The sequence below is a fragment of the Pirellula sp. SH-Sr6A genome, assembly GCF_001610875.1.
In the GTDB taxonomy this organism is placed as follows: domain Bacteria; phylum Planctomycetota; class Planctomycetia; order Pirellulales; family Pirellulaceae; genus JBKCUI01.
Map to the genome: position 1 here is coordinate 4945644 of NZ_CP011272.1, position 10939 is coordinate 4956582.

Genomic DNA, 10939 nt, shown 5'->3' on the forward strand with positions numbered 1-10939 from the left:
GCGGTGCTCGTGATCGTAATCGTCGATTGGATTAGAACGTAATCGATTGTGCTACACGTGACCTTTGATCGTGGGAATGACAATGACGCCCCTCCGGCCAACACGAAGCATTAAAAGCATCGGCGACGTACTCGATCGAAAGACGAAAAGCGTCGAGTAGATCATGGTCAAACAAACAATCGGTGATTTTTGATTCGATTAGAATTCGAATTCGAGTACGAATTCGAGTACGAGTACGAGTACGAGCACCGTTTCACTGAGCACGTGCAGTGCGTATGAATGACAATGGGGGCAGTCACCGATGTCGCCGGAAACCGCGCTTCCAAAAGTCCGAAAGGCACCCGCGGCGACGGTGGTGCATTGGCCGGTCAAGCATAATCTGTGACACCGATGTGCCGATCCAAGTTTAGCTTTTCGGACTCAGTCATACGATCGCGATGATAACGTATTGAAAATCCACCAGTAAGGCGACCATTTTCATTGACCATCCAGTCGGTCACTTCATCGAGCGCCACAACGTATCGATCGCCAATCGCGTAATTCGGCAGAGTGTCCGGTACTTCAAACAGTTCGGCACTGAAGTTGTCGCCTTCGGTCGCGGTGTTGTTGAGCCACATGAATGCGCTATTGTTGCCATCTACCAGTTTTGTCTTGATGAGCGCGTCAGGCCGTGCCGAACCATCCGATGGTAGCATTGTGCGAAATTGTCCGATCGATTCTTGGGCATCTCGAATCGTTTGTTGATAAGCAGGGTCATTCGACTGGACAAAGTCAAACCGTGGACCGGGATCCATGTCCGTTTTGCGGCCCATTTCCCGGCGAGCCATTTGCCAATCATGCCAACAGTTCTCCGGATCGATGTCAGAGTATCCGCGAGCCCCATCCATTTTGCGTGCGTCGCCAACGTCCATCATGATGCAGGTACCGCTGTCACGAATCGAGTGAACTTCGTCCTTTGAGAGCGGCGAGCCTTTCTTGTCTTCCGCGTGGCCAAGAAGGAGGATTAGTGCAGGCATGAAGACGGGTACGAGCTCGTCGCTTTCAGGTTCCACGTTCATTCTCCACACACCACAGCGGCATTGACTGGGCCGTCGCCAATCAACATTGACCTTAGAAACGACGCGATCGGCGGCTTCGCGTCCAACGCTTTTTTATACATCGATTACAGCATTGATCATTTGCTTCAGCGTAGCGTCAATTTCCTCACTGCTGAGGCACTCTGCTTCACGCAAAGCAGCGTAGAAGTTACCTATGAGATTCGGGGTGTGCTCATCCCAGCATGCACACACAAGGGTACATGCCGCGGCCCTCAAGACGTGATTGGTTTGCGCCAAGTCTCGATAAATGGAACTGGCTGCGTTCAACGCATCGCGTCGCAGCTGATCGTTGGGCGGTGGGCCCAGTGATCTTTCCAGTCTGCGCAATGCCTTCCCCAGTCGCTTGTCTTTTTGGTCGCATCGTAGACGATAGCAAAACGCAATGCCCAATCGTCGGAATTGGGAAAGTGTAAGACTATCGATCGATTCTCGAAGATTGGGAGTGGACATCTAACTTTAACATTGACGCGAAAGTGTGATGGATCGACTTCGCCGCTCCAGTGCATCGCATTGTCCGGCGATATTCTCGATTCGTAGCAATTGTATCGTGGCGACGCCTAAACGTCACGCTCCAAAAGCATCTGGCGCTCCCCGCATTCGTCAAAGTAGTAGGCGAGGCGATTGGGAATACATCCGATCAGCGTTCCCCAGCCTCCGAGTTTTGCCTGCTCAATGGCGTCGGAAAGTTCCATCTCTCGCCCATCGATGCTATCGTTCGCTGACAGTACGTAGCAAGTTTTCGGCGCGTTCCGAGCCGCCAACACGTCTTGAACATGCACGTTGGGAGATAAGGCGCTAGTAAATCTGGTATCGAAGTCACGGCAATGATTCAAGCGATCCAACATTCGGCCCCGCTTGTTCGCGGACTGCAAGCATTGAAGCCACCGCAGTCGCCGTGCCGGCTGAATAAACGAACGGATCAATGATTCTTCGTGGGGGTGCATTTGAGTCACGAACGAAAAGGATCACTCACGTGGAGCGAGGAAAGCATGGAATACCCAAGGCCGGTTGATCGAGACGTTGAGTGCATCCGCTGCGAGATTTGGGTCCCCGATTCGCAAGGTTAAGCATCCCTACGAGTCATTCCAAATGGACTGCACTACTCCTTGGCAGCCTCCAATGCTTGCTGACGCGGGAGCTCGAATTCATCGCCAGGATTCCATGTCTGCATCGTTTCTTGGTTGGCACATTGCCAGCCGACTTGCAGCAAGAGCCGGATATCTTGGACCGCGCCGGAGAGATCCCAATCGGGATTGTATTCATCCGAACGCTGGTGGTAGTCGCGATCGGTCCAAGCATCAAGTTGCTTCTTGCCCCAGCCTTCCGGTTTACCAATCACTTCATAACCAGAGTGAAGATACAAACCAGGAACGCCCACTTTGGCCAGCGAGAATTGATCCGAGCGGTAGTAATAGCCTTTGCTCGGCTCTCGATCCGGAATGACGGTTCGCGACTGCGACTGAGCTGCAGCGGTCACGAGGGCATCGAGCGAACTTTTCCCAAATCCGATAACCTGCACATCCCGAGTCGGACCCAAAAAGTTCAGTCCGTCGATGTTGATGACGGCGGTCAACTTTCCATTAGGGATCGGCGGATGCTCTGCAAAGTATTTGGAACCGAGCAGCCCCTGCTCTTCCGCACCGACGGCCGCGAACAAGATCGAACGTCGAGGTTGTGCACCGCTATGGACAATCGCATCGGCGATCGCCAGCAGTGCGGCCGTACCGGATGCGTTGTCGATCGCTCCGTTATAGATCGTGTCACCTTTTTCATCCCGGCTCGCGGCAATACCGATGTGATCGTGGTGCGCCATGAACACCAAATACTCGTCCTGCAGTTTCGGATCGGTGCCGGGAAGGACGGCTAGTACGTTTGCCGTCTCGCGTTCCCTCGCTTCGCATGCGAAGGATGTGGTTAGGGCGATACCGAGAGGTACAGGCTTGAAATCGCGACTCTCCGCTTTGGCCCGAAGCTGTTCCAAATCGAATCCTGCGGACGCGACCATTCGCTTCGTGGCCGCATCCGTCATCCAAGCTTTGAGATCCATACGGGGCGCTTGGCTATCGCGAAGCTCAAACTCCTCGCCGGTCCAAGACGTTTGGATCACGCTAAAGGGGTAACCCGCGGAAGGATCCGTATGGATGATGATCGCCCCCGCAGCACCTTGTCTTGCAGCGCTTTCGTATTTGTAATCCCAGCGACCGTAGTAGAGCCGGCGAGCTCCGGCGAAGAGATTCGGATCTTGCTCGGGGTCATTGTTCATCATTAACAAAATCTTGCCCCGAAGATCGACGTTTTTGTAGTCGTCCCAATCAAACTCGGGAGCTTGGATGCCATAGCCGACGAAGACCACTTCGGCATCCGCCACCCGATTGATTTTCTCCGGCTTCCCGGCGACGGCGATGAAATCGTCGAAGTATCGAAATGGTTCTCCGACCGCTTTCTGATTTTGGCTAAAACTCCACTCCTTTTCCGGCTGGGAAAGCTGACCGATCATCGGAAATGGTTGGCGGTAGGAGCCTAAGGATTTGATTGGTTTAAGTCCCAATGCTTTGAACTGTGTTTCCAGATAGAGCTGCGTCAGTTTGTCTCCCGTCGACGCAGGGCCTCGCCCCTCCAAGAGGTCATCGGCGAGAAACTGAATATGACCGTGCAGTTGATGCTCCTGGACGTTCGCAAGAATCGAGTCCAGAGGCTCCTCGCCCCACAGCGTGGAGGTGGTAAAGAGGGAGCAGTTCCAGCTCGCGATCCATACGGAGAGGCACACGATCCAGCGAGATCGATTGGGCAAGTTGGCATACATGCGTTGGTTTCCAAGTTTCGAGAACGGAGAATGCCCGGGATAGTATATCGATTTTTTCGAAGAAACTTGCGATATTCACGCCCCAACTCCTATCGCGGATGGAAGGAGGTGAGAATGCGGTTAAATTAGTGAATCGAATCGCCCTGGCGCGAACTTCCCTCCCGTTCGGACACGTTTTATGTATTTCAAAGATCTCACCTCGAGTCCTCTTTGGCCGCTGGCCGTCCTTCTTATCAGCGTCCTGTTCATCATCTTGGCCATTGCCAAGTTTCGGATGCATGCCTTTGTGGCTTTGATCTGCGCTTCCCTTCTCGCAGGCGTCGCCGCGAACAAGGAGACGTGGGATGTCGTTCAAAAGGACGGGCAGATTAAAAGCATGCCTGGATTGGTAGGCGTTGTCGAACTAACCGCGAAAGGCTTGGGCGATACAGCCCGGGACATCGCCATTTCGATCGCCTTTGCATCGATCATCGGGATGTGTTTGATGGAAAGTGGGGCGGCGGACAAGGTAGTGCGACGCTTCCTCGCTTTCTTCGGTTACAAGAATGCGGGCTGGGCTTTGTTATGGTCGACTTATTTGCTGAGCATTCCCATCTTCTTCGACACCATGTTCATGCTCATGGTTCCGCTGGCTCAAGCCTTGGCGAGGCGAACGGGGAAAGACTATATGCTCTTCGCAATGTGCACGGCATGCGGCGGTGTCATTACGCATTCGATGACCATTCCCCACCCCGGCCCCTTGGCGATGGTGGATGAGCTTCAAGTCGATACGGGCCTCAGTTTGGTGGCTGGGTTGTTAGGAGGATTGATTCCCGCTGTCGTCGGTTATTACTTCTGTGTTTGGGCCAATTCTCGCAGCACCACCATGCCCAGTGCAGGGGTCAGCGCGAACGAAATGGAAGTCGAGGAGTCAAAGCTTCCCTCGTTCTTGGCGTCGGTGATGCCAGTCATTCTCCCGATCGTACTCATCGGCTTTTCCTCCTTGATGCAGATCGTTGCCAACGGAGCATTCAAAGAAGGGGCAAAGATGGCTTGGTGCGAAGGCATAGTCAACGCGATGGGGCTCGAACTTTTCACCAACATCCGTGGCGCCGTCGATTTCATTGGGCACAAAAACATTGCGTTGTTGATCGGGGCGGGAATCTCCGTGTTGGTCTTACTCCGTCAAAAGGGGATATCACTGCACGGGCTAGAGCGTTTGATCGGACAGCCTCTGGAAACGGCAGGAATGATCATTCTCATCACGAGCGCAGGGGGAGCATTTGGCTTTATGCTCCGGACTGTGGGAGTCGGGACTGCGGTGGAGCAACTGGCGAGCGGGCGCGAAGTCAATTTGATCATCCTCGCGTGGGTCGTGGCGTCGGTGATTCGCGTTGCACAGGGGAGCGCGACCGTTGCCATTCTTACCACTGCCGGGATGGTGAAAGGGATGCTCGACACCTCGATGGGTGTTCACCCCGTCTATATATACTTGGCCATCGGCTGGGGGGCCATGTTTGGTTCGTGGATGAACGATAGCGGATTTTGGGTGGTGAGCCGGTTGGGGGGATTCACCCAAAAAGAGACACTTCAATCGTGGAGTGTCATGTTGTGTGTCCTGTCGGTCACCGGGCTTGTCACGACTCTGATCGCTTCCTGGATCTTACCGTTAAGCGTCGTCGCCCCTTAGTGTGGGTGTGATATTTGCTTGGCCAACCGTTCTTGGTGTCCCTTTCCGTTTGAGACTTGATGAGACCTGAATTCTTTTATTTCGATCTGGGAAATGTCCTCCTCTACTTCGATCACGACTTGGCGTTTCGCAAGATGGCGAAAATAGCCGGTGTCACACCGAGCGAGATGCGGGCCGCGGTGATGGATACCGAGTTGCAGATCGCGTACGAGACAGGACACATCAGCGGTAGCGAATTTGTCGATCGAATCGCACAGCATCTGGATAAACCGCTTGCGGTGGCACCCATGCTAGAAGCGGCTGCGGACATGTTTATCGCCAATACGCATATCTTGCCGGTGCTGAAGCGAGTCCAGGAATTGCGGATCCCGATGGGCCTGCTCTCGAATACGTGCGAAGCCCACTGGCAATGGATCGTGCAACAACGCTATCCACAAGTCGTCGATTGGTTTTCACCGGTGATCCTTTCGTTTGAAGCCAAAAGCATGAAACCGGACAGTGGGATCTACGAGCAAGCAGAGCAGCGAGCAGGGGTTTCGCCGCAGGGAATTTTCTTCACCGACGATCGAACGGATAACATCGAAGCGGCGAGCAAGCGAGGGTGGCAAACGCAAGTCTTTGTCAACGCAGACCGCTTGATGCAGACGATCGATCGTTGGGCATAAGAAGGTCCCTCCAGCGAGCGGTCGAAATCACTCAGCGAAAACTCCATCCGAAGTCGCGTGGCTGCCCCTTGCGCACCGGGATCGATCGAGTCGCATCGAGCTCGACTAACTCGCGGTTGATCAAAAAATAGAGCTTGCCATTCCAGTCAAACGAAGCGTCGATCCGGCCATCGGGAAGTTGGGACCACAAAGGATCCGATACCCGTTTCTCAGGAGACTTGGCAAAGTCGTCGGGCAAGCGAAAACGTCGGAACTCATCGTTGCGAAAGAAAACGATTTCGTCAGGTGAGCGGAGCAGCGCGCTATCGATCCCCGTGGTCCATAAGCGCCACCACCCATCGATCGCGATTCGCCCCGACTTGTCTGATTTCCCAACTCCATTGCTGAAATCAAAGCGTTCGTATCGATCCCTGCGAAAGAAATAGATCTTGTTATACCGAGGATGGTAAACAGAGGCATCCAAGTAAGGAGTGACTCCATTCCATTCTCCATCGGTGATGCGTAGTCTTCGGCTCAGCTCATTGTTCTGAGGATCCCATTTGTAATAGAAATCTTCGAGAAACAGATGGAGTCGTAGTTGCTCCGGATGGAAAACCGCAGCGTCATATCGACGTAGCGAGGGAGGGGCTGATAGATCCGTTCGCTGAAAGGGATCGTCTTCGCCCATCCACCGAACAATGGACTCTGTTTCGATTTTGCCTTGCAGGTCACCTTGATTCACAAGGCATTGTTCATTCGAAAACTCCAAACGTATGCGTTCTGGGGAAAACAAGTAACCATCTACCTCCCCTGAGTACTTCGCCCGACAAACCCACCGGTAGGAGTTAGCGGTTCGCGAGATCGATTCCACGACGCAGAAATCAAAGTTCAAGGTCGAGTCGCGGTATTGCATCGTTTTTGGAAAGACCGATCGCTCACAAAACGATTCCAAAACGTCGGCATAAGTCTGTTCTGTTCCAGCAGCAATTCGCTCCTCTAGCAAAGACTCAGGATCTTGGCTCAACGAGACAGAAATCATCCAAGCCATCGCGATCAGCGTATTCAAAAGCAAAGTTGTCCAGCTTTGGTTTTTCGGCATGGCGGGGTGCAATAGAGGAATACGTAAAACATGGCAAAGTATAGCGAGATAGAATAGATGCAGTACCAATCTCATAGAACCAATCTCACTGTACTAATTTCACAGCGCACCCTACTCGCAAAAGCCCCCACATGAGCACGAACCACCATTCTCTCCACATCGATCGCCGATCTGCGTTGAAAACAGCCGCATCGGTTGCTGCCTGTTCGCTAGTGCTCCCTGATTTGGATCTCGCCGCTCAAGACGCTGTGAAGCCGTTTGGAGACGAATTTCCCAACCTAGAATCGCTGACGACGGGCGAATGGTGGACGCGACCCGCTAATAACCGGAACACCCAAGTCCGGCGAGGAGGAGCGTCCCCAGCCCCCTCGATGAACGTACCTCGCGATCAAGTCGTCGTGTTCGCGATTTATCTTCATCATGCGGGAATATTGAAAATCAGCGCACAGCTGTATCCGCTCAAACCGGGCGAGTCTCGCGACGTCCATCTGGAGTTTCAACAGAACGGAAAATGGCAACAGGCCGCCACGACCCAAGTTCTCTATCCTGGCTGGGACGCCCATTTTCGAGTCGAGAAGTGGGACGCTTCGCGCGATGTTCCCTACCGCATTCGCCACGGTGAAAGTGCATTCTTTGAGGGACGCATTCGCCGCGACCCTGCGGACAAGAACGAGATCGTCGTTGGAAACCTCTCGTGCAACTCCAGCAAGACCATCGGGGAACGGACCGAGATCGTGCAGAATGTTCTCGCGCAGGATCCCGATCTTCTCTTCTTCAGCGGGGACCAAACCTATCGTCACACCGAACACACCGCAGGCTGGATTGAGTTCGGTCTGCAATTCCGTGAGACCTTTCGCAATCGCCCCGTGGTATGCATTCCCGATGATCACGATGTCGGACACGGTAACTTGTGGGGAGAAAACGGCAAACAATCTGTGACGCCGGGGGATGCAGACGGAGGCTATCGCTACCCTGTCGCGTATGTCAATCAAGTGCAACGGCAGCAAGCCTGGCATCTCCCTGACGCGGTCGACCCCGCCCCTGTCGACCGAGACATTCAAGTCTATTTCACTCGGCTCCTGCTAGGTGGAATCGATTTCGCCATTCTTGAGGACCGAAAATTCAAGATGGGGCCTGACGGCAAAATCCCGAAGATGGGACCGCGTCCCGACCACATCAACGATGATGCGTACGACCCCAAGTCAGTCGACTTGCCAGGCCTGCAACTCTTAGGCGAGCGCCAGGAAAAGTTCTTGCGCGCGTGGACGGAGGATTGGGCCGGAGCGACTATGAAAGCGGTGTTATCCCAAACCGCATTCTGCGGGGCGGTGCACATGCATGGCAAAGTGGATGGCAGGCTCTTGGCCGATTTGGATTGCAACGGCTGGCCCCAAACTCCGCGAAAACGCGCTCTTTCGATTATTCGTCAAGCATGGGCGGTTCACTTATGCGGCGACCAACACTTGGCCGTTGTCGTCAAGCATGGCATCGATTCCCATGGCGATGGCCCCTATGCCTTTACCAGTCCTGCGTTGGTAAACACGATTTACGGGCGTTGGTGGCATCCGCTCGACGAAATGCCGGGTTCCAATCCAGTCCCCAACAGCCCATTGCCTTGGACCGGCGATTTCCTCGATGGCCTTGGAAATCGAATCAGCATGTTGGCGTATGCCAACCCCGAAGATATCAGAGACGAAAAGAAGCGAGCGGATGGATACGGAATCGCGCGATTCAACAAGGAGAAGCGAACCATTACCTTTGAATGCTGGCCTCGCTTCTGCGACGTGAAGAAAGGTGATTCCGAGCAATTCCCGGGCTGGCCCATCACCATCGCGATGGATGCCAACGATAGTCGATCCATTGTCGGTTGGTTGCCGGAGTTGGTGTTCGAGGGGGGAAGCAATCCCGTCGTACAAGTCATCGAACAGACAGGCGGCGAAGTGCTTTATACGGTTCGCGTTGCTGGCTCGCGATTTCAGCCGCGTGTTTACTCCAGCGGATTGCATACCATCCAAGTCGGACGCGATCGACCGGATCGGGTCGCATTCAAGGATCTGAAACCTATGGATAAAGACAAAGCTGGCACGAGGTCTTTGAACCTATAACAACCAGCGGGCTAACCGAGGAAAATCGAAAAGAGTCTCGTTACAAGGACTCTTCCAATGCCTTCCGGACCGCAGGATTTGGCTTGACGCTTCCTGGCCGTTTTCCATCCGCGATGTCCAGCGGTGTCCAGCCATGTCGATTCTTATGATTCCAAGTGTCGCTTTTCAAGCCCTGTGCCTTGAGGAGCCGCACCACTTTGGGATAGGCCCGATATGCTGCGCCGTGCATCGCCGATTCGCCATTCTTGTCGACGTGGTGGAGGTCCATCTTTTCGGCCAGCAAGTAATCGAGAACCTCCAGCACCTCTGACTCGGTGCCGGGCTCTTCGTCCACCGCGACCGTTCCAACACCGGCCGCTGCGAGGAGAGGCGTGCAATCGTCGGCATTCGGTCGGTTCAGATCTGCCCCGAGCTCAACCAATAATTGGATGAGGGGCAGGTCGGCCGTTTTGCAAGCGAGCAGAAGGGGGGTCGCGCCATTGCGATTCAGCGCAGCTTTTCCTGGCGGTCTCGTGCTCTTGCAAGTCAGATTGGCGTCGGCTCCCAGTGCAATTAGCCGGCGTACGAACTCGAGGCTGCTGACTTGTCCCGATCCGCGAGGGGGTGGATCTCCATCCACTCCATCACCGCTGCTGGGCTTCCGAACCCAGCTGATCGCATGGAGTGCTGCGTATCCGCAGCGTTGATCGTTCGGATCTGCCCCCCGTCCCACCAAATGCAACGCCAGCTCGAAGTGCCCGCTTTCCACCGCTAAAATCAGTGAAGACGTTTGATTGGCAGCGTTCCTCCCCCCGCCCGATCGGACGTTCATCCCTTGATTCACGTCCGTTCCGGTCGATAGAAAGAGGTCCACTGTCTCCATATGGCCTTGGCGAACCGCGAAAAAGAACGCATTGAATCCTGACTTGAGCGATAGGTCTCTGTCTGCACCCGATGCGAGCAACGTCTTGACGACGTCCGTGTTTCCCGCTGCAGCGGCCCACATCAACGCGGTCTGACCATTGCGTTCCGTGGCATTCACCGAACACCCCGATTGGAGCAGCAATTCCGCAATTTTCTCATTCCCCTGCCTGGAGGCGATCATAAGCAATGTCGCATCCCCCGGGCCAAGCGTCGTTGCATCCGCTTTGGCATCGAGAAGCAATCGAACGCTAGCCATATCACCTTGGGTGCATGCAATGGTTAAGGGAGTGACACCGTAGTACGTTTTGGCGTTTGGGTTTGCTCCGGCGTCGAGCAACCACTGGACGATATCATGCCGACCGTGTCTCACTCCCCAATGAAGAGCTGTCATACCATCCTGTTGCGGGGCATTGAGCAACTCGGAGGCGAGTTTCCCTTTCGCGCGTAGGAGATCCCAGCGTTGCTGTTCCGCAAGCTCAGCGATATCGACCGATTGCTTCGAGGAGAGCTTTTCGAGTGCGTCATCAGCCCGCGATGGAGCGTCGTAGAAAACCACTGCTCCGGCCATCAGCAGAGACGTTGCAATTTTTTTGACGGTTCGAAGAATGGGATCGAGCAT

Annotated in this window: 9 protein-coding genes; 3 read left to right on the top strand and 6 right to left on the bottom strand. The window is 54.3% G+C overall.

Going from position 1 to position 10939, the window contains the following annotated elements:
• Positions 1–368: 368 nt before the first annotated feature.
• The 4 genes from VN12_RS19065 to VN12_RS19080 all read right to left on the bottom strand — a co-directional run bounded on the left by VN12_RS19065 (position 369) and on the right by VN12_RS19080 (position 3900).
• The gene (locus tag VN12_RS19065) at positions 369–1058 is read right to left on the bottom strand and encodes a DUF2314 domain-containing protein (protein WP_146678302.1); all 690 of its coding nucleotides are present in this window, start codon (positions 1056–1058) and stop codon (positions 369–371) included.
• Between the two features lie 93 nt (positions 1059–1151).
• Positions 1152–1547, bottom strand: a complete 396-nt coding sequence (locus tag VN12_RS19070; RefSeq protein WP_146678303.1) for a hypothetical protein — start codon at positions 1545–1547, stop codon at positions 1152–1154.
• A gap of 107 nt (positions 1548–1654) precedes the next feature.
• Positions 1655–2041, bottom strand: a complete 387-nt coding sequence (locus VN12_RS19075; protein WP_146678304.1) for a hypothetical protein — start codon at positions 2039–2041, stop codon at positions 1655–1657.
• 155 nt (positions 2042–2196) lie between these two features.
• Positions 2197–3900 (bottom strand): M28 family peptidase, encoded by a 1704-nt coding sequence (locus tag VN12_RS19080; protein ID WP_146678305.1) that lies wholly within the window; start codon positions 3898–3900, stop codon positions 2197–2199.
• A gap of 178 nt (positions 3901–4078) precedes the next feature.
• On the opposite strand from VN12_RS19080, the gene VN12_RS19085 reads away from it, so the two are divergent.
• On the top strand, positions 4079–5569 hold the full coding sequence (locus tag VN12_RS19085; RefSeq protein WP_146678306.1) for a GntP family permease: 1491 nt from the start codon (positions 4079–4081) through the stop codon (positions 5567–5569).
• 59 nt (positions 5570–5628) lie between these two features.
• The gene (locus VN12_RS19090; protein ID WP_146678307.1) at positions 5629–6234 is read left to right on the top strand and encodes an HAD-IA family hydrolase; all 606 of its coding nucleotides are present in this window, start codon (positions 5629–5631) and stop codon (positions 6232–6234) included.
• Between the two features lie 31 nt (positions 6235–6265).
• Here VN12_RS19090 and VN12_RS19095 read toward each other — a convergent pair whose 3' ends face one another.
• A complete protein-coding gene (locus VN12_RS19095; RefSeq protein ID WP_146678308.1) occupies positions 6266–7312 on the bottom strand; it encodes a hypothetical protein in 1047 nt (348 codons plus the stop codon).
• A 131-nt stretch (positions 7313–7443) separates the two neighbouring features.
• Here VN12_RS19095 and VN12_RS19100 point away from each other — a divergent pair, with 131 nt between their 5' ends.
• Positions 7444–9417: a hypothetical protein gene (locus tag VN12_RS19100; RefSeq protein ID WP_146678309.1), complete on the top strand. Its 1974-nt coding sequence runs from the start codon at positions 7444–7446 to the stop codon at positions 9415–9417.
• Positions 9418–9457: 40 nt separating this feature from the next.
• On the opposite strand, the gene VN12_RS19105 is transcribed toward VN12_RS19100, so the two are convergent.
• Positions 9458–10939 (bottom strand): ankyrin repeat domain-containing protein, encoded by a 1482-nt coding sequence (locus VN12_RS19105; protein WP_146678310.1) that lies wholly within the window; start codon positions 10937–10939, stop codon positions 9458–9460.

Bases quoted from the DNA above. Each gene is read 5' to 3' on its own strand.
- VN12_RS19105 (WP_146678310.1), bottom strand. From the start codon at position 10,939: ATGCTCGATCCCATTCTTCGAACCGTCAAAAAAATTGCAACGTCTCTG.
- VN12_RS19100 (WP_146678309.1), top strand. From the start codon at position 7,444: ATGAGCACGAACCACCATTCTCTCCACATCGATCGCCGATCTGCGTTG.
- VN12_RS19085 (WP_146678306.1), top strand. From the start codon at position 4,079: ATGTATTTCAAAGATCTCACCTCGAGTCCTCTTTGGCCGCTGGCCGTC.
- VN12_RS19095 (WP_146678308.1), bottom strand. From the start codon at position 7,312: ATGCCGAAAAACCAAAGCTGGACAACTTTGCTTTTGAATACGCTGATC.
- VN12_RS19070 (WP_146678303.1), bottom strand. From the start codon at position 1,547: ATGTCCACTCCCAATCTTCGAGAATCGATCGATAGTCTTACACTTTCC.
- VN12_RS19080 (WP_146678305.1), bottom strand. From the start codon at position 3,900: ATGTATGCCAACTTGCCCAATCGATCTCGCTGGATCGTGTGCCTCTCC.
- VN12_RS19065 (WP_146678302.1), bottom strand. From the start codon at position 1,058: ATGAACGTGGAACCTGAAAGCGACGAGCTCGTACCCGTCTTCATGCCT.
- VN12_RS19090 (WP_146678307.1), top strand. From the start codon at position 5,629: ATGAGACCTGAATTCTTTTATTTCGATCTGGGAAATGTCCTCCTCTAC.
- VN12_RS19075 (WP_146678304.1), bottom strand. From the start codon at position 2,041: ATGCACCCCCACGAAGAATCATTGATCCGTTCGTTTATTCAGCCGGCA.